We start from the raw sequence: 17,884 nt of genomic DNA on the forward strand, positions 1-17,884 counted from the left end.
TTCATCTGGAGAGCCCGATATGAATGCAATCGTTACCCCGATCCCGACCGAAGAAGAGATCGTACAGCGCGCACGTGACCTGATCCCGACTCTGCGCGAACGTGCCGACGCCTGCGAAAAAGCTCGCATGGTATCCCGGGAAACCATTAAGGACTTCCAGGAAGCCGGATTCTTCAAAATCCTGCAGCCAAAGCGTTGGGGTGGCTACGAAATGAATCCGAACGTCCTTAACCGTGTCCTGATCGAGCTGGCCCGCGGATGCCCATCCAGCGCGTGGAACGTGATGGTACTGGGGGTTCATCCGTTTGAAGTGGGACTGCTGCCCGAACAGGTTGGCGACGAACTGTGGGGCGAAGACAATACCAGGCTGGTTTCTTCTTCCTACGCCCCCTTCGGCACCGTAGAAGCCGTTGAAGGTGGTTACCGTCTGAATGGTGAGTGGCTGACCTCCAGCGGTTGCGACCACGCCGCAGGCGGTGCCTTTGTGGGTGGCCGCGTTCAGGAAAACGGTGAGATGGTGTTCCGTTCCTTCTGGGTACAGCGTGAGCAGATCGAAGAGATCGTTGATGACTGGCATGTGGTCGGCCTGGCAGGTACGGGCAGCAAGAAGCTGGTAATCAAGGACGTCTTCGTACCGGCCTACCGCAGCCACGTCATCGGCGCCTACGACCAGGAGTCCCACGGCCAGGTTGAAAACCTGTTCAAGATGCCGTTCTTCTACGTGTTCTACGCAGCGGTTTCTTCGGTGATCATCGGTATGGCCCGCGGCATGGTGGATCTCTATGTCGAGCATATGGTGCCACGCCAGAACCTGAACCAGGCAGTCGGAGCTGCGGTCAACGATCCGTTCATCAAGTCTCGCCTGGGTGAAGCACTGGCCAAGATCACCGGCGCCGAAGCACGTGTGCTGTGCAACACCGATGAAGCCTGGAGCTATGCGTCTCGTGGCGAACTGGTACCGACCGATGTTCGCGTCCGCCACTTCGCCACCAACCAGTTCACCGGTGGTGACTGCTTCGAGGCTGCACACATGATCTTCAAGAAGACCTCCACGCGTGGCGTTTGGCTGAACAATCCGATGCAGCGCCAGATGCGCGACATCCTGGTGGGTGCCAACCACATCACCCAGAACCAGGACAACATCGGTGATCTGCTGGGTGGCCACCTGCTGGGTAACCCGCTGCCACAACCGAATCCGTTTGGCGTCAAGGCCTGATCCCGCAGCCCCCGGCCCTGCAGCCGGGGGATTCTGACCCTATAGCAAGAGAAAGCGCCATGAATCAGCACATCAACCAGCTGCTTGACTGGACACCCAATGCAGACCTGAGTGACAAACCAATGGTCAGTGCCGATGCGCATCGCAACGGCATGCGTCATTTCGCCATGGGTGTCAGCACCATCACCACAGGTGATGACAAGGCTCGAGCCGGCCTGACAGCAACGGCTGTCTGCTCCGTCACCGCCGACCCTCCCCGACTGGTCGTTTTTGTCAATAAAGGGGTTTACGCCAGCGAACTGATCCTCAAGAACGGCGCCCTGTGTGTCAACATCATGGCCGGGGACCAGGAGGAGATCGCCAAGGCATTCGCGGGCATGATAAAGGATGTTCAGGGCGAGTCCCGATTCGAGTATGGTCACTGGGACACCCTGGTAACCGGTGCACCTGCACTTCAGAACGCACTGGCCAACTTTGACTGTCGCGTAGTCAAGGTATTCGATGAGAGTACTCATCATGCCTTCCTCTGTGAGGTATTGGCCACTCGCGAGCGGGATGATGGCGAAGCGCTGATCTACCTGAATGGCGGCTTCCGACAGATTCCACAGTAAGCCAGCAAGCCTTTTACCTTCACCCCGGCTCATGCCGGGGTGTACTGTTTTCAGAGACAGGAGATTTTTGACATGAGCATGAACATTACTGAAGCGGACAGCAGCCGCTTCATCGACATCACCCTGGACGGACAGCCGGTCAAGCTGCACTACAACGACTGCGGCGAAGGAGGTGAAACTGTCGTGATGCTGCACGGTTCAGGCCCCGGAGCCAGCGGCTGGGCCAACTTTAACCGCAATATCGAGCCCCTGGTAACGGCCGGTTACCGTGTCATCCTGCTGGATTGCCCCGGATGGAGCAAAAGCGACTCCATCGTCTGCACAGGTTCACGTTCCGACCTGAACGCCCGTGCGCTGAAGGCAGTGGTTGATGCCCTGGACTTGGACAAGATCCATATTCTTGGGAACTCCATGGGGGGACACAGCGCCGTCGCTTTCACGCTGGCCAACCCCGAGCGCGTTGGCAAACTGGTCCTGATGGGCGGTGGTACCGGTGGTGCCAGCCTGTTCACGCCGATGCCCGCAGAAGGGATCAAGCTGCTGCAAGGCCTTTACCGTGAGCCCACCATCGAAAACCTGAAGAAAATGATGTCGGTATTCGTGTTCGACACCAGTGACCTGACCGAAGAACTGTTTCAGGCGCGTCTGGACAACATGCTCAAGCGTCGTGATCACCTGGAAAACTTCGTCAAAAGCCTCGAAGCGAACCCGAAGCAGTTCCCGGACTTCAGCCCGCGCCTGCCTGAAATCAAACAGGATACGCTGGTGATCTGGGGGCGTCAGGACCGCTTCGTGCCGATGGATACCGGCCTGCGTCTGATTGCCGGCATCCCCAATTCACAGCTGCACATCTTTAACCAGTGCGGACACTGGGCACAGTGGGAGCATGCCGACCGCTTCAACCGAATGGTACTGGACTTCCTGCAGCACTGACCAAGGTGGCGACGTCTCGGCCACGGCATAACGCTGTGGCCGCTATTCCTCGCGGAGCGGTGGGCAGTCGCCAAAAATGCGTTTGGTACAGGTGGCACATCGGTCCTGATCCAGTTGCGGAATCAGTGTTGCAATGGCCGAGCGCGGCGTATCGTGAAAACGCTGTTCCCCCAGCAGCTTGAGCGCGCCCGTCCGCTCAAGTTCATCCATGACAGTCCCCTTCAATGAACTGAACAGGATATCCCCGCTCATCATATGCAGGCGATTGATCTCCTGATGAAGCATCTCCACACCCGCCACATCAATGAAGTTGATCCCCTTGCCGACCAGCAGAATGTGCCTGACTCCGCTGCCGGGCATTGTGAGCCGCCGAATCTCCTGCTGGACATGGTCAACAGCACCAAAGAACAGCGAGCCGTCGACGCGGATAATCTTCAGCTGCGGGCATTCTTCCAGATCATAGCGCTCAATATTGCGAATATGGCGACGCTCGCTTTTCTGTAAAGGCGCCACCTGAGTGACCCGCGGCTGTGATGTCCGCCGCAGATAGAGCGCCAGTGACAGCATCACACCGATGTAGATGGCGAATTCCAGCTCGACCAGCAGTGTTGAGAACAGGGTCACCACCAGAATTGCGGCTTCTGAGCGACTGTTGGACAGGATATGACGAATACCGCTGAAATCGATCAGGTTCCAGGCGATCAGCAGAATGGAACCGGCCATGACGGCCAGTGGCAGCCGGGCCGTCAGTTGAGGAGCGACCAGTACCACAATAGCCAGCAGGAGCGCGGCAAACACGGCAGCCAGCGGCGTACGCGCCCCAGCATCATAATTGGCACCGGAGCGGGTGAAAGAGCCGGTACTGGCATAACATGCAAAGAAACTGCCGACCACATTGGACAACCCCTGACCCAGAAACTCTTGATTGCCATCAATCTGCTGGTTGGAACGAACCGCGATGGCCCGCGCAATGGAGACCGCCTCGATCAGCCCCAACAGTGCGACAGCCAAGGCTCCGGGCGCCAGTGCCTGTAAGGTCGCAAAGGAGAATTCCGGCAACACCGGCTGCGGCAGCTGGCCGGGCAAGCTGCCCACATATGCCACTGTTTCCCCGGCAGGGTCGAGAAAATAACAGGCCAAACTGCCCGCGGCCATTCCGATGAGAAGGTGTGGCCACTTGCGGTTCAATTTTCTAACCAGTACCGCCACCCCCAGGGTCACCAGTCCCGCTTGCAATGCCACCTGGTTCAAGCCATCGGCTCCCTGCATGAGATGCTCAACCGTAGACATCATCGATAATCCACTGGGGACATCAATACCCAGCAGGTGCTTCAACTGGCTGACCGCAATCAGAATCGCAGCCCCCGCGGTAAAGCCTATCACGACGGTATGGGATATGAAGTTGACCAGACTGCCCATACGAAACAGTCCCAGAGCCAGCTGAATCAACCCGGTTAACAGCGTCAGACTGATCACCAGTCCTATATACTGCTCGGTGGAAAACTCACCCAGTCCGCTGATCACGCTCAGCACGACAATCGACAGTGCCGCGGTCGGGCCTGAAATGAGATGCCAGGACGATCCGAACAAAGACGCAATGACTGCCGACACCATCGCAGTATAAAGACCGTACTCCGGCGGCAATCCGGCGATAAAGGCATAAGCCACTGCCTGGGGCAGCACCAGTACCATCCCGGTCAACCCGGCCATCAGGTCGGCTTTCAGACTGTCTGATGTGACTCGATCTCGCCACTTCAGAAAGGGGAAAAATTTGTAGTACCCAAAAGACATCCGCTGACACCCGAACGGCGAATACTGAAACAGTCCATATAGTGGCAGCTTACGTGCGCCAAGACAAAAAAGTCATGTCTGTTGTCTGCAGCAGGAGTACTGGCAAGTTGTGGCCATGGCCGCAAGTCATTGAAGGTAGAAAGTCTTGAGGAAAGCCCGGCCATCAGGACAGCCGGGCTTGGATACAGCGAGGATCAGGCAGCAGGCAACGGCACAATCAGCACCGGACGCTTGGAGTGCGTCAGCGTCTTGGTCGCCGTGGAGCCCATCAGCATCTGGCCCAGTGCGCTGTGCTTACGGGTACCCATAACGATGACGTCGGCCTTGATTTCATCGGCCACTTCAAGAATCTTGCGCCAGGGAGTGCCCTCTTCCACACGCGCATCGATGTTCTTGAGGCTGAGGACTTCATGTTCCTCCAGCTCTTCGGCACAGAAGCGTTCGATCCGCTCACGGATCTTCACGCTCAGGGCTTCGACACCCTTCTGCAGCATTTCGTCGATCTCTTCCTTCTCCATCATGTTGCTCAGCACACTGCGGGTGGTGCCCGACAGCGATTCGATCACATGCAGATAGGTGATCTGAGATTCAGAATAGTGACCGCACAGGCTGACTGCAGCACGGAAAGCCGGACGAGAGCCTTTCTCAAGATCAGAGACGTACAGAATCTTTTTTACATCATGGAACATACAACTACTCCTCTATCCTTGCAGGACAGGAAAGGCTGTACCGCTTAGCGGTACAGCAGCTCCGGCAGAAAGAGTGCGATCGGGGCAATGAATACAATCAACGCCAGACGCACAATATCGGCACACCAGAACGGGGTCACGCCCTTGAAGATCGTACCCGTTTTCACATCCCTTAATACTGCACTGAGAACAAAGACGTTCATACCTACCGGCGGTGTAATCAGACTGATCTCGGTCACAACTACGACGACTATCCCGAACCACACCAGGTCGAAGCCCAGATTGGCGACCAGCGGATAGAACACCGGTACGGTCAACAGCATCATCGACAGGCTCTCAAACACCATGCCCAGTACGATGTAGATACCCAGAATCGCAAGGATCACGACGATCGGGGCTACGTCGAGGGAGGTCACGAACTCCAGCAGCATGTCCGGCAGACCGGCACGGTTGATGAAGTCGGAGAAGATCAGTGCACCGATCACCACCGCGAACAGCATGGCCGAGGTGCGCGCCGTGTCGGTCAATGTCTCGAACAGGTTGCGCAGGGTCATGCGACCACGGAACAGAGTGATCAGGAAGGCACCGCCGGCACCGATACCCGCCGCTTCGGTCGGGGTGAAGATACCCAGGTAGATACCGCCCATCACCACGGTGAACAGTACCAGCACGCCCCAGACACCTTTCATTGCCTGCAGACGCTCAGGCCACTCGGTCTTGTCACCCGCCGGACCGGCACTGGGATCACGCCAGACCACGTAACGCACCGCGACCAGGTACAGCAGGATACCGAGGATGCCCGGAATGAAACCGGCCGCGAAGAGTTCACGGATGGAGGATTCGGTCAGCAGACCGTAGATCACCAGGATCACGCTGGGCGGGATCAGGATACCCAGAGTACCACCTGCGGCAATGGAAGCCGTGGCCAGAGAGTCGGCGTAACCGTACTTGCGCATCGGCGGCATCGCCACCTTGGACATGGTCGCAGAGGTCGCCAGGCTGGAACCGCAGATGGCAGAGAAGCCGCCACAAGCGACAACAGTCGCCATCGACAAACCGCCCTTACGGTGACCAAGGAAAGCGTTGGAAACGGCATAGAGTTCATGGGACAGGCCTGAGCGGGTCACCAGGTTACCCATGAGAATAAACAGCGGAATCACCGACAGGCTGTATTCCTGCACGGTATCGATCACGCGGTTGGATGCCATGGACAGGGCACCCGTCCAACGGAAATTGGCAATGTTGCTCAGCTCCAGGCCCTGCAGGAAGGCAAAACCAAAGAAGCCGACGATCCCCATGGCGAATGCGATCGGCATTCGCACCACGATGATCAGGAACAGAAGAACGGCAAAGCCGATCAATACTACTGACATAATATTACCTGCCCTCGGGTTAGTCTTTATCCTGGAACAGGATACGGTAGACACCATAGGTGATCATGCCGAGGGCGGTTGCCCAGCTCATGATCGCGATGTACTGCACGATGTAACCGGTCGGCATCGCCAGGAACTCGGTGACCACGCCTCGACGAATGGAACGCTCGCCCAGCTCGAAGATGCGCAGTGCCAGGAAGTACAAGGAAGACGACATTACCAGTGCGGCAAACAGGGCCAGCGCCTTGACGATCTTCGAACCCAGGAAGCGATCCAGCAGATCGACCACGATATGGCCGCCGCGCCAGGTCACGACCGGCATTGCTGCGAATACCATCACCGCCAGACCGATCTCGGTCATCTCGGTACCGCCATGCAGCGGGCTGTTGAACAGGTAACGACCGACAACGTCGACACAGGTCAACGCCATCAGAGAGAAAAGAACCAGCGCGGAAACCGCTTCGAGAAAAAAGGCCAGCCATTTGGCCGGCCCCTTCTCGTCATAGTGCGCTTTCAACCAGGCACTAAATGACATGGATTACTCCTGCTTTTGAGCTTCGTACTCGCGAGCGATAGCGCGCATCTCTTTCAGAGCAGCGGCAGCATCTACATCGCGATCGGATACGCTGTCGATCCAGGCCTGATCCATGCCCTCAGTCAGCTGATTGAACTGCTGTACGAATGCAGAAGAAGCATCATGCTCAACTACGTTCACACCCTTTTCACGCGCGAAGGCCAGGCCATCGATATCACCCTGTTCCCAGGCCTTGCCTGCCAGTGCAGACAGTTTTTCACCGGATACGCTCATGATCGCTTCACGATCTTTCGGATCCAGGTCTTCCAGGAAGTCCGGGTTGATAAACATGGAGAAGGTACCCAGATACATGCCACCCGGGATCATGTTCAGATCCTTGGTTACTTCAGCCAGACGCAGTGATTTCTGCTCGCCGACCGGCAGGAATGCGCCATCGATAACGCCCTGCTGCATCATTTCGTATACTTTGGTCGCCGGAGCTGCCACAGGGGTGATGCCCATGCGCTCACCGATTGCGGCCTGAACGCCACCACCGATACGGATCTTCTTGCCTTTGAGGTCTTCCAGGTTGTTAACCGGGAAAGTGGTCATGATCTGACCCGGACCATGTGTGAACAGGCCCAGCAGCTCCAGACCGGCATATTCGTTTGCCTTGGCAAAATGCTTTTCATGCACACGCCAGAGAGCTACGGAAGCCGCTTCTGCGTTTACGCCCATACCCGGCTGTTCAGCTGCGATCGGCAGTTTGAAACGACCCGGTACATAACCGTGGTAGCTGAAGCCAGCATCGATTACGCCGTCTTCAACCAGCTGGAAGTAGGTCTTCGGGTGACCCATGTCGTATTCGATTTTAACTTCGACACGGCCTTCAGTCGCTTCTTCTACCCACTTCGCCCAAGTCGGCCAAACAACAGCGTTCTGTGCAGCTGTCGGCGGCAACCAGGTACCCACGATCAGAGTGTGATCTGCTGCGGCAGCGCTGTAAGAGAAGGACAGACCTGCGGCCAGGATAGCGGCTGTGCTGGCAGACTTTATTGTTTTAATCATCATGTTGCTCCTGCGTTTTTTATTTCATTATTGTATTGCGATACTCAAGAACGTCTTAAACGATAAATATTGTATCACTTTGTCGCTTCAAGCAAGGCGTAGATCGTGCTTTTATCTACTAAGGTATACACCCCTTCGGTGACAACAGTACACCTGTTTGCCGTTATACCATCAATTTTTTGATACATGAAGCTGTTGCTTTACCGCCTTAGCGGTAAAGCAACTCCGGCAAAAAGAGCGCGATCGGGGCAATGAATACGATCAGCGCCAGGCGCACGATGTCGGCGCACCAGAACGGCGTCACACCCTTGAAGATAGTGCCCGTTTTCACATCTCTCAACACCGCACTGAGTACGAAGACGTTCATACCCACCGGCGGTGTAATCAAACTGATCTCGGTCACAACTACGACGACTATCCCGAACCACACCAGATCAAAGCCCATGCTCGCCACCAGCGGATAGAACACCGGTACCGTCAGCAGCATCATCGACAGGCTTTCAAACACCATGCCCAGCACGATGTAGATACCCAGTATCGCCAGAATGACCACGATCGGCGCGACGTCCAGCGCGGTTACGAACTCCAGCAGCATGTCCGGCAGACCGGCACGGTTGATGAAGTCGGAGAAGATCAGTGCACCGATCACCACCGCAAACAGCATGGCCGAGGTGCGCGCCGTATCGGTCAGCGTCTCGAACAGGTTGCGCAGCGTCAGACGACCACGGAACAGGGTAATCAGGAAGGCACCACCGGCACCGATACCCGCCGCTTCGGTCGGGGTGAAAATGCCCAGGTAGATACCGCCCATCACCACGGTGAACAGTACCAGTACGCCCCAGACACCCTTCATCGCCTGCAGACGCTCGGGCCATTCGGTCTTTTCGCCCGCCGGACCGGCACTGGGATCACGCCAGACGACATAACGCACGGCCACCAGATACAGCAGGATACCCAGGATGCCCGGGATGAAACCGGCCGCGAAGAGTTCACGGATGGAGGATTCGGTCAGCAGACCGTAGATCACCAGAATCACGCTGGGCGGGATCAGGATACCCAGGGTACCACCGGCCGCGATGGACGCGGTCGCCAGCGCATCAGAGTAACCGTACTTGCGCATCGGCGGCATCGCCACCTTGGACATGGTGGCAGAGGTCGCCAGACTGGAACCGCAGATGGCGGAGAAGCCGCCACAGGCCACCACTGTTGCCATCGACAGGCCGCCCTTGCGGTGGCCGAGGAAAGCGTTGGAAACAGCGTAAAGCTCATGGGACAGGCCTGAGCGGGTGACCAGGTTACCCATGAGAATAAACAGCGGAATCACCGACAGGCTGTATTCCTGCACGGTGTCGATCACGCGGTTGGACGCCATGGACAGGGCGCCTGTCCAGCGGAAGTTGGCGATATTGCTCAGTTCAAGCCCCTGCAAAAAGGCAAAGCCAAAGAAGCCGACCAGGCCCATGGCAAATGCGATCGGCATCCTTACCACAATGATCAGGAACAGGAGGACGGCAAAGCCGATCAGTACAACTGACATAAAGAGATACCTGTGTCCGAGTGAAGTTAGGCTTTATTCTGAAACAGAATGCGATAGACGCCGTAGGTGATCATGCCGAAGGCAGTGGCCCAGCTCATGATCGCGATGTACTGCACGACGTAACCGGACGGCATGGCCAGGAATTCGGTCACCACGCCACGACGGATGGAACGCTCGCCCAGCTCGAAGATCCGCAGCGCCAGAAAGTACAGCGACGAGGACATCACCAGCGCAGCCAGCAGTGCCAGCACCTTGACCACCCTGGAGCCGAGAAAACGGTCCAGCAGGTCGACGACGATATGGCCGCCGCGCCAGGTCACGACCGGCATCGCGGCGAAGACCATCACCGCCAGACCGATCTCGGTCAGTTCGGTGCCGCCATGCAACGGGCTGTTGAACAGATAACGCCCAATGACATCGACGCAGGTCAGGGCCATCAGAATAAAGAGAACGCTTGCCGACACCACTTCGAGGAAGAAGGCCAGCCAACGGACCGGCCCCTTCTCGTCATAGTGCGTTTTCAACCAGGCACTGAATGACATGGATTACTCCTGCTTCTGCGCTTCGTACTCGCGTGCGATGCTGCGCAGCTCTTCCAGAGCAGCACGTGCATCAACACCACGATCGGAAACACTTTCAATCCAGGCGTCATCCATACCTTTGATCAGTTCACGGAATTCCAGCGTCATCGGATCGTTGGCACCCAGCTCCTTGATGTTAACGCCAGCCGCCTTCGCGGCTTCCAGACCGTCCACATCGGCCTGATCCCAGGCGCGACCCGCCAGCGCAGAGAGTTTTTCACCTGAAACACTCAGGATCGCTTCAGCATCTCTCGGGTCCAGGTCTTCCAGGAAATAGGGATCGATGAACATGGAGAAGCTGCCCAGATACATGCCACCCGGGAACAGGGTCACATTGGGGGCCACTTCATGCAGGCGCAAAGATTTCTGCTCGGTGACAGGCATGAAAACACCGTCGATCACGCCCTGCTGCATCATTTCGTATACTTTGGATCCCGGTGCCGCAACACCGGTGATCTCCATACGCTCAGCCAGCTCAGTCTGAACGCCACCGCCAATGCGAATTTTCTTGCCTTTCAGGTCTTCCAGGTCTTCGATCGGGTTGATGGTATGCAACTGACCCGGGCCATGCGTAAACATACCCAGCAGCGTGAGACCTTCAAACTCACCCGCCTCAGCAAAGTATTTCTGCTGTGTGCGCCAGAGCGCAACGGACGCAGCTTCGCCACTGACATTAAGGCCCGGCAGCTCAACGGCAACCGGCAGTTTGAAACGACCGGGGCCGTAACCGTGGTAGCTCCAGCCTGCATTGATTACGCCATCTTCCACCAGCTGGAAGTAGGTTTTCGGGTGACCGACATCCTGCTCGATCTTGACCTTGACACGCCCTTCCGTGGCTTCCTCCACCCATTCGGCCCAGGTCGGCCAAACAACGGCATTCATCGGGTTACCCGGCGGCTGCCAGGTGCCAACGATCAGCGTTGTTTCCGCTGACACAAGCGCGGATGCGCTCAGTCCAAGTGTCAGCGCTGCCGCACTGGCCATGGATTTGAAAAATGTCTTCACGGTGTATCTCCCGGTCTCTCGTCTGTTGCTACGGTCTTTCTAATTTGCCGCTATCAGCGGCTTATTGTTCGGCAGCCCCTTTAATCAGGGGCTGTCCCTTTATGGTGTCCGCTCGCCTGAACTTATGCCTTGTCGGCAAACAGTGGGTGGATGTTGTTCTTGTTGAACTTCAACACCGGGTCCAGCTCGGTCATCTCGAAGGAGATCTGCACATAACTTTCATCGGTGATGGGCTTCATCCAGTCACAGAGGATCTTGAACACTTGCTCCGCCACCTCTTTTTTCAGCTCCATATCCCGCCCGTGCCCGATTTTCAGATTCAGGTTCAGGAAGGCAAAGTCCTCCCGACCATCTGCCACGCGAAAGTCGTTACAGCGGATCGCCCGGCTGCGAACGCCCCCGATCGGGAAAGCACCAGTGGAGACCACATACTCGTGCAGCTCTTTAAAAAGCGCTTGAAAATCAAGGCGATCATGCAGATTACCAGAATATTCGACAATGAAATGCGGCATCTCGGTACTCTCCCTCAAGGGTTGATTTGAGCCATTTTGCCCCCGAATGAAGGCACACAGGGGCCAAGGCAAACGAGCGAAATCTAATTAACATATTAACTGTTGTCAATAAGGTTGAAGTTGCAACATTTTCCAGATCACCGGGGTAAATCCTGACTATAACTGTAGTTAAAGTTGTCATATTGAGGTATTGACTTAGTTAAGATGTTAACTAAAATGCCAATTAAATGGTCTGTGCCTGCCTGTCGGTGTTTGTGCCGCCGATCAGTACCTGCCGCGCACAGTCAGTGAACGCAATGGATAACAAGAAGGTGTTGTCGAGCATGTTGAACAAAGAGCAGATCAAGGCCTGCGCCGATCGCCTGTACGAAGCTGAAGTGAACCGCAAGCAGATTCCGGCACTGACCCTGGAGCATCCGGAAATGGACATGGCTGACGCCTATGCCGTGCAGAAAGCCTGGGTTGACCGCAAGATCGAAGAAGGTCGCAAGGTAATCGGCTACAAGATCGGCCTGACCTCTCGTGCCATGCAGATGTCTTCCAATATCGACCAGCCTGACTACGGTGTCCTGCTGGACGACATGCTGTTTGAAGACGGCGCGACCATCAAGGCGTCCGACTTCCTCGATCCGCGCATCGAAGTGGAATTGGCGTTCATTCTCAAGAAGCCTCTGTTCGGCGAAAACGTCACCATCTTCGACGTCATCGATGCAACTGACTACGTGATTCCGTCACTGGAGCTGATTGCCGCTCGCTGCCTGCGCACCGATCCGGAAACCGGTTACACCCGCAAGGTATTCGACACCATCTCCGATAACGCGGCCAATGCCGGTATCGTCATGGGCGGTCGCCCGATCAAGCCGATGGACATCGACCTGCGCTGGGCTGGCTGCATGCTGTACCTGAACGGCCAGATCGAAGAGACCGGTCTGGCAGGTGGCGTACTGGGCAACCCGCTGAAAGGCATCACCTGGGTCTGCAAACGCTTTGCACCGCACGGCATTGGTCTTGAACCGGGCCAGATCATCCTGTCCGGTTCGTTCACGCGTCCGGTTCCGGTCAAGGCCGGCGACACCGTACACGCCGACTTTGGTTCTCTGGGTGGCGTCACCCTGAACTTCGCCTAATCGACGACTGGGGAAACTCGAATGGAACTGCCAAAAAACCGCTTCAAACAGGGGCTGGCCAGCGGCGAAACCCAGTACGGTCTCTGGCTGGGTCTCCCGGACAACAGCGCTGCCGAAATCGCGGCTGTTGCCGGTTTCGATTGGCTGCTGATTGACGGCGAGCATGCCCCTTTCGATCTGCGTACCATCATGTCCCACCTGCAGGCGATGGCTCCGTACGACGTAGCCCCGATCGTACGTTGCGTCGAAGGCAACACCGCACTGATCAAGCAGCTGCTTGATATCGGCGTTCAGACCCTGCTGGTTCCAATGGTGGAAACCGCTGAACAGGCCGCCCAGCTTGTCCAGGCAGTGCGCTATCCGCCGCAGGGCATCCGTGGTCTGGGTACCTCTTTGGCCCGTGCCGCACGCTGGAATCAGGTGCCGGGTTACCTGAAGAAAGCCAATGACGAGATCTGCCTGATCGTACAGGTTGAAACCGCCAGCGCGATGGCAAACCTCGATGCCATTCTTGAAGTGGAAGGTGTGGATGGCGTGTTCATAGGCCCCTCCGATCTGTCCGCGTCCATGGGCTATATCGGCGATGCCGGCAACCCGGTGGTCGTCGAGGCGATCAACACCGGCTTGAACAAGATTCGTGATGCCGGCAAGTATGCTGGCCTGCTCTGCCTCGATCCGTCACTGGCCGAGAACTATGTCCAGCAGGGTGCCAACTTCGTAGGCGTCGGTGTCGACACCATGATCCTGGCCAATGAAACCCGCAAGCTGGCCCAGCGCTTCAAGCAGGGCGCTCCGGTTGAAGACGAAAAACCTCAGGCCGGCTATTGATCGCCGGTCCCAACACGAGAAGGTTAATCATGACTGCAAACACTCTGGTCAACAGCAAGCTGGTCTGTGTCGCATTGAACGACAAGGCACAGCTGGCTGCTCTGGATGCCACATTCAACGAAGCCCCGTACAAAAAGCCGCCGACCCAGCCGGTGCTCTACTACAAGCCACGCAACACCTGGAGTGTTGATGGCGCTGAAGTCGAGTGGGCCAAGGACTTCGACGGTAACGATGTAGCCGAGATGGTCGTGGGTGCCAGCCTAGGCGTGGTGATCGGCAAGGAAACCTGCCGTGTCTCCGCTGAAGACGCCCTGAATTACGTTGCGGGTTACACCATCGTTGGCGATTTCTCCCTGCCGGAAGCAAGCTACTACCGCCCTGATATCAAGGGCAAGTGCCTGGACACCTCTGCACCAGTGGGTCCGGAAATCGTTGCTGCCGACAAGATCGCCAATCCGGACGCCCTGACAGTAACGATCAGCGTCAATGGCGAGCTGAAGAGCACTTTCGAGCTGGGCAACATGGAACGAAGCGTTGCTGAATTGATCAGCATCATTTCACGCATCATGACCCTGCAGGCCGGCGAAATCATCGCCGTCGGCTTTGCCGGTGACCGCGTAGCCGTTGCCAAGGGCGACAAGGTTGAAGCAAGCATTGAGGGTGTTGGCACCCTGACAAATACTCTGGGAGGTGCCTGAGCCATGAGACACGCACGCATCATTTTTGACGGCCGCGAGCTGGACATCGACATTGACGCCAACGACCGCATCACCACCTCTGAAGGTGAAGTGCTGGACGTCGCGCTGGACTCCGATCAGATCACCTGGCTGCCGCCGGTAAAAGAGCCGGGTACCATTTTTGCGCTAGGCATCAACTATGCGGATCACGCCACCGAGCTGGCGTTCGAGCCGCCGAAAGAGCCCCTGATTTTCATCAAGCACGCCAACACGCTGACCGGTCACAAGCAGGTCAGCTACCGTCCCGACGGCATCGAATACCAGCACTACGAGTGCGAACTGGTCGCAGTGATTGGCAAGAGCGGCAAGAACATCAAGCGTGAAGATGCCCTGGATTACGTGGCTGGCTACACCGTCTGCAACGATTTTGCCATCCGCGACTACCTGGAAAACTACTACCGCCCGAACCTGCGCGTGAAGAGCCGAGACTCTCTGCTGCCGATGGGCCCCTGGATCGTCGATACTGCCGACATCCCGAATGCCAACGCACTGAAACTGACCACCACGGTCAACGGTAAGCTGACTCAGGATGGCAGCACCAAGGACATGATCTTTGACGTGCCCTTCGTGATCGAATACCTGAGCAAGGTCATGACCCTGAACCCGGGTGACATGATCTGCACCGGCACACCACACGGAATCGTTGACTGCCAGCCGGGCGACACCATCGTTTGTACCATCGAAGACATCTGCTCACTGGAGACCCGCATGGTCAGCGAGCAGGAATACTACGGCGACAAATACTGAGAATAAGACCCGTCCTGGAGCCCTGACCGAAGCGGCTCCAGGATAGAACTGAACGGGAGACGAACCATGAGCGATACTCTGGATACCAACCTCGAACGCGCACAGAAATACCTGGAGCGCTTCAAGAACAACACCACCGGCCACTACATCAACGGCGAATTCACCCTGGGTAACGGCGGTACCGAATACGACAACGTAACCCCTACCGACAACAGCTCCATCGGCAAGATCATGGCCGGCTCTGTCGCTGACATGGACGCTGCCTGCCAGGCTGCCGAAGATGCATTCGAAGCCTGGGCAGCCACTCCGGGTACCGAGCGCAAGCGTCTGCTGAACAAGTTCGCTGACCGCCTGGTTGAGCGCGCCGACGAAATCGCGCTGGTCGAGTCCATGGACTGCGGTCAGGCCATCCGCTTCATGAAGCAGGCGGCTATCCGTGGCGCCGCCAACTTCCGCTTCTTCGCTGACAAGGCACCGGAAGCTCAGAACGGTCTGGCACTGCATCAGGAAGAACACACCAACTACACCATCCGCAAGGCAATCGGTCCGGTTGGCATCATCACGCCGTGGAACACGCCGTTCATGCTGTCTACCTGGAAAATCGCCCCGGCGCTGGCTGCAGGCTGCACCGTGGTTCACAAACCGGCTGAACTGACGCCGCTGAGCGCCTACATCCTGGCCGAGATCGCCGACGAAGTCCTGCCCAAGGGCGTCTGGAACATGGTCAACGGCTTCGGTGAGAGCGTTGGCAAGCGCATGACCGAGCACCCGGCCATCAAGGCCGTTGCACTGGTCGGCGAATCCGCCACCGGTTCCCACGTAATGCGTCAGGGTGCCGACACGCTGAAGCGCATGCACTTCGAGCTGGGCGGCAAGAACCCGGTAATCGTCTTTGACGATGCTGACTTCGAGCGCGCGCTGGATGCCGTTGTGTTCATGATTTACAGCCTGAACGGCCAGCGCTGCACCTCTTCCAGCCGTCTGCTGATTCAGAGCGGCATCCGTGACAAGTTCATGGCGGCACTGGAACAGCGTGTACGCAACCTGAAGGTTGGTCACTCTCTGGATCCGAACACTGAAGTCGGCCCGCTGGTACACGTTGAGCACTACAACAAGGTACTGAGCTACTTCGACATCGCCAAAGAAGATGGCGCCAACATCGCGGTTGGCGGCAAGCGTATCGACGAAGCACGCGGCAACATCAACCCGGCGGGTAACTACCTGGAGCCGACGCTGTTCACCGGTGCCAACAACAAGATGCGCATCGCTCAGGAAGAGATCTTTGGCCCGGTTCTGACCGCCATCTCCTTCGACACCGAAGAAGAAGCGATCGCCATCGCCAACGATACCGAATACGGTCTGTCCGGCTACATCTGGACCGAGAACACCGGCCGCGCCATGCGCATGGCCAAGCACGTCGAAGCCGGCATGCTGTGGGTGAACTCCGAAAACAACCGTAACCTGCCGTCTCCGTTCGGTGGTATCAAGATGTCCGGTATCGGTCGCGACGGCGGTGACTGGAGCTTCGACTTCTACATGGAAACCAAGAACGTCTGCATCGCACACGGTACTCACAAGGTACCTCAGCTGGGCAAGAACTGATCCTGTTCTGTCCGCAGACCTCTCCGGAGCCCGTGCCTTTCGCACGGCGCTCCGGCCCTGCCCCACTTCTGCTATAGTCGCCTCATGAGCGATCACTCCCATACCGAATGGATTCCCAACATCATCCTGGGACAGGACTATGACCGGCGCTATCTCGATGCGCCCATTCACTATGACGTGCTGGAAAACCTGGCCGCCTTTTATGGCCGCGACATGCCGGTTCACCGTCACGCCCAGTACCTGCAGATCCACTATATCGACCGTGGCGAGATTCGCTTCCATATCGACGACCGCATCTACCACGCCCGCGGTCCGGCTCTGTTACTGACCCCTGCATCCGTGCCCCACTCGTTCCTGACTGAAGGAGCAGCCTGCGGACATGTACTTACCATTCATCAATCCATCGTCTGGCAGTTGCTGAAGGACGGACTGCAACAGGAGATGGACACCGAATTCAATCACGGGCTGTGTATCGTGCGGGACGAACTGGACCCTGAGCAACGCCTGCAATGGCCACTGATCACCCAGACCTTCCGTAACCTGAAGGTCGAGTGGTATCGCGAGCGTTCAGCCAAGCGCCTGACCCTGCATACACTGGTGCGGCTGCTGTTGATCCAGATTTCGCGACTGTCCCCCAAGGAAGCCGAAAGCACGACGGTGAATAATGACGACTTGCGTGTTTTCCACCGCTTTACCGATCTGGTGGAAGAACACTTTCGTGATCACATGCACCTGCCCGACTACACCCATCGGCTGGGAATTTCGGAAAGTCGCCTGCATCAGATCTGCCAGCGCGTCTCCAACCGATCACCCAAGAAGCTGATTCATGACCGTATCGTGCAGGAAACCAAGCGTCTGCTGGTTTTTACCGACCTGTCCAGCAGTGACATCTGCTACCAGCTGGGCTTCACCGACCCCGCGTACTTCTCGCGCTTTTTCAAACGCCATACCGGCATGACGGCACAGCGATTTCGAAACGAGCACAAGCACGACAACTGGACTACTAATTAACA

18 protein-coding genes are annotated in these 17,884 nt (G+C 57.0%); 9 read left to right on the forward strand and 9 right to left on the reverse strand.

What is annotated here, in order from left to right:
• The first annotated feature begins 19 nt into the window (after window positions 1–19).
• From LN244_RS12130 to LN244_RS12140, 3 genes are all read left to right on the forward strand, one after another.
• Window positions 20–1,216, forward strand: coding sequence for an acyl-CoA dehydrogenase family protein (locus tag LN244_RS12130; protein WP_239040045.1), 1,197 nt, complete (start codon window positions 20–22; stop codon window positions 1,214–1,216).
• Between the two features lie 59 nt (window positions 1,217–1,275).
• Window positions 1,276–1,827 (forward strand): flavin reductase family protein, encoded by a 552-nt coding sequence (locus LN244_RS12135; protein WP_239040046.1) that lies wholly within the window; start codon window positions 1,276–1,278, stop codon window positions 1,825–1,827.
• Between the two features lie 72 nt (window positions 1,828–1,899).
• The gene (locus tag LN244_RS12140) at window positions 1,900–2,760 is read left to right on the forward strand and encodes an alpha/beta fold hydrolase (RefSeq protein ID WP_239040047.1); all 861 of its coding nucleotides are present in this window, start codon (window positions 1,900–1,902) and stop codon (window positions 2,758–2,760) included.
• A gap of 42 nt (window positions 2,761–2,802) precedes the next feature.
• On the opposite strand, the gene LN244_RS12145 is transcribed toward LN244_RS12140, so the two are convergent.
• The 9 genes from LN244_RS12145 to LN244_RS12185 form a co-directional block, all read right to left on the reverse strand.
• Window positions 2,803–4,551: a SulP family inorganic anion transporter gene (locus LN244_RS12145; protein WP_239040048.1), complete on the reverse strand. Its 1,749-nt coding sequence runs from the start codon at window positions 4,549–4,551 to the stop codon at window positions 2,803–2,805.
• A 194-nt stretch (window positions 4,552–4,745) separates the two neighbouring features.
• Window positions 4,746–5,240 carry a universal stress protein gene (locus LN244_RS12150; protein ID WP_239040049.1) on the reverse strand — a complete coding sequence of 165 codons (495 nt, stop codon included), beginning with the start codon at window positions 5,238–5,240 and terminating at the stop codon, window positions 4,746–4,748.
• A gap of 44 nt (window positions 5,241–5,284) precedes the next feature.
• Entirely contained in the window at window positions 5,285–6,613 is a 1,329-nt protein-coding gene (locus LN244_RS12155; RefSeq protein ID WP_239040050.1) for a TRAP transporter large permease, read from the reverse strand.
• A gap of 19 nt (window positions 6,614–6,632) precedes the next feature.
• Entirely contained in the window at window positions 6,633–7,148 is a 516-nt protein-coding gene (locus tag LN244_RS12160) for a TRAP transporter small permease (RefSeq protein WP_239040051.1), read from the reverse strand.
• Between the two features lie 3 nt (window positions 7,149–7,151).
• Window positions 7,152–8,195 carry a TRAP transporter substrate-binding protein gene (locus tag LN244_RS12165; RefSeq protein WP_239040052.1) on the reverse strand — a complete coding sequence of 348 codons (1,044 nt, stop codon included), beginning with the start codon at window positions 8,193–8,195 and terminating at the stop codon, window positions 7,152–7,154.
• A gap of 208 nt (window positions 8,196–8,403) precedes the next feature.
• Window positions 8,404–9,732: a TRAP transporter large permease gene (locus LN244_RS12170; protein ID WP_239040037.1), complete on the reverse strand. Its 1,329-nt coding sequence runs from the start codon at window positions 9,730–9,732 to the stop codon at window positions 8,404–8,406.
• A gap of 26 nt (window positions 9,733–9,758) precedes the next feature.
• The gene (locus tag LN244_RS12175) at window positions 9,759–10,274 is read right to left on the reverse strand and encodes a TRAP transporter small permease (RefSeq protein WP_239040053.1); all 516 of its coding nucleotides are present in this window, start codon (window positions 10,272–10,274) and stop codon (window positions 9,759–9,761) included.
• A gap of 3 nt (window positions 10,275–10,277) precedes the next feature.
• On the reverse strand, window positions 10,278–11,297 hold the full coding sequence (locus tag LN244_RS12180) for a TRAP transporter substrate-binding protein (RefSeq protein WP_239042410.1): 1,020 nt from the start codon (window positions 11,295–11,297) through the stop codon (window positions 10,278–10,280).
• A 143-nt stretch (window positions 11,298–11,440) separates the two neighbouring features.
• Window positions 11,441–11,830, reverse strand: a complete 390-nt coding sequence (locus LN244_RS12185; protein WP_239040054.1) for a 5-carboxymethyl-2-hydroxymuconate Delta-isomerase — start codon at window positions 11,828–11,830, stop codon at window positions 11,441–11,443.
• A 323-nt stretch (window positions 11,831–12,153) separates the two neighbouring features.
• Here LN244_RS12185 and hpaH point away from each other — a divergent pair, with 323 nt between their 5' ends.
• From hpaH to hpaA, 6 genes are all read left to right on the forward strand, one after another.
• Window positions 12,154–12,957: a 2-oxo-hept-4-ene-1,7-dioate hydratase gene (hpaH, locus tag LN244_RS12190; RefSeq protein WP_239040055.1), complete on the forward strand. Its 804-nt coding sequence runs from the start codon at window positions 12,154–12,156 to the stop codon at window positions 12,955–12,957.
• Window positions 12,958–12,978: 21 nt separating this feature from the next.
• Window positions 12,979–13,785, forward strand: a complete 807-nt coding sequence (gene hpaI, locus LN244_RS12195; RefSeq protein WP_239040056.1) for a 4-hydroxy-2-oxoheptanedioate aldolase — start codon at window positions 12,979–12,981, stop codon at window positions 13,783–13,785.
• A gap of 29 nt (window positions 13,786–13,814) precedes the next feature.
• Entirely contained in the window at window positions 13,815–14,483 is a 669-nt protein-coding gene (locus tag LN244_RS12200; RefSeq protein WP_239040057.1) for a fumarylacetoacetate hydrolase family protein, read from the forward strand.
• A 3-nt stretch (window positions 14,484–14,486) separates the two neighbouring features.
• The gene (locus LN244_RS12205) at window positions 14,487–15,269 is read left to right on the forward strand and encodes a fumarylacetoacetate hydrolase family protein (RefSeq protein ID WP_239040058.1); all 783 of its coding nucleotides are present in this window, start codon (window positions 14,487–14,489) and stop codon (window positions 15,267–15,269) included.
• 66 nt (window positions 15,270–15,335) lie between these two features.
• Window positions 15,336–16,871 (forward strand): 5-carboxymethyl-2-hydroxymuconate semialdehyde dehydrogenase, encoded by a 1,536-nt coding sequence (gene hpaE, locus LN244_RS12210; protein ID WP_239040059.1) that lies wholly within the window; start codon window positions 15,336–15,338, stop codon window positions 16,869–16,871.
• An 84-nt stretch (window positions 16,872–16,955) separates the two neighbouring features.
• Entirely contained in the window at window positions 16,956–17,882 is a 927-nt protein-coding gene (gene hpaA, locus LN244_RS12215; protein WP_239040060.1) for a 4-hydroxyphenylacetate catabolism regulatory protein HpaA, read from the forward strand.
• The last annotated feature ends 2 nt before the right edge of the window (window positions 17,883–17,884 follow it).

Source organism: Marinobacterium sediminicola (assembly GCF_022343685.1).
GTDB lineage: Bacteria > Pseudomonadota > Gammaproteobacteria > Pseudomonadales > Balneatricaceae > Marinobacterium > Marinobacterium sediminicola.

Coding starts and splice junctions, on each gene's coding strand:
- LN244_RS12130 (WP_239040045.1), top strand. CDS start 20: ATGAATGCAATCGTTACCCCGATCCCGACCGAAGAAGAGATCGTACAG.
- LN244_RS12155 (WP_239040050.1), bottom strand. CDS start 6,613: ATGTCAGTAGTATTGATCGGCTTTGCCGTTCTTCTGTTCCTGATCATC.
- LN244_RS12145 (WP_239040048.1), bottom strand. CDS start 4,551: ATGTCTTTTGGGTACTACAAATTTTTCCCCTTTCTGAAGTGGCGAGAT.
- LN244_RS12160 (WP_239040051.1), bottom strand. CDS start 7,148: ATGTCATTTAGTGCCTGGTTGAAAGCGCACTATGACGAGAAGGGGCCG.
- LN244_RS12205 (WP_239040058.1), top strand. CDS start 14,487: ATGAGACACGCACGCATCATTTTTGACGGCCGCGAGCTGGACATCGAC.
- LN244_RS12135 (WP_239040046.1), top strand. CDS start 1,276: ATGAATCAGCACATCAACCAGCTGCTTGACTGGACACCCAATGCAGAC.
- LN244_RS12170 (WP_239040037.1), bottom strand. CDS start 9,732: ATGTCAGTTGTACTGATCGGCTTTGCCGTCCTCCTGTTCCTGATCATT.
- hpaH (WP_239040055.1), top strand. CDS start 12,154: ATGTTGAACAAAGAGCAGATCAAGGCCTGCGCCGATCGCCTGTACGAA.
- LN244_RS12185 (WP_239040054.1), bottom strand. CDS start 11,830: ATGCCGCATTTCATTGTCGAATATTCTGGTAATCTGCATGATCGCCTT.
- LN244_RS12175 (WP_239040053.1), bottom strand. CDS start 10,274: ATGTCATTCAGTGCCTGGTTGAAAACGCACTATGACGAGAAGGGGCCG.
- LN244_RS12200 (WP_239040057.1), top strand. CDS start 13,815: ATGACTGCAAACACTCTGGTCAACAGCAAGCTGGTCTGTGTCGCATTG.
- LN244_RS12180 (WP_239042410.1), bottom strand. CDS start 11,297: ATGGCCAGTGCGGCAGCGCTGACACTTGGACTGAGCGCATCCGCGCTT.
- hpaE (WP_239040059.1), top strand. CDS start 15,336: ATGAGCGATACTCTGGATACCAACCTCGAACGCGCACAGAAATACCTG.
- LN244_RS12150 (WP_239040049.1), bottom strand. CDS start 5,240: ATGTTCCATGATGTAAAAAAGATTCTGTACGTCTCTGATCTTGAGAAA.
- hpaA (WP_239040060.1), top strand. CDS start 16,956: ATGAGCGATCACTCCCATACCGAATGGATTCCCAACATCATCCTGGGA.
- LN244_RS12165 (WP_239040052.1), bottom strand. CDS start 8,195: ATGATTAAAACAATAAAGTCTGCCAGCACAGCCGCTATCCTGGCCGCA.
- LN244_RS12140 (WP_239040047.1), top strand. CDS start 1,900: ATGAGCATGAACATTACTGAAGCGGACAGCAGCCGCTTCATCGACATC.
- hpaI (WP_239040056.1), top strand. CDS start 12,979: ATGGAACTGCCAAAAAACCGCTTCAAACAGGGGCTGGCCAGCGGCGAA.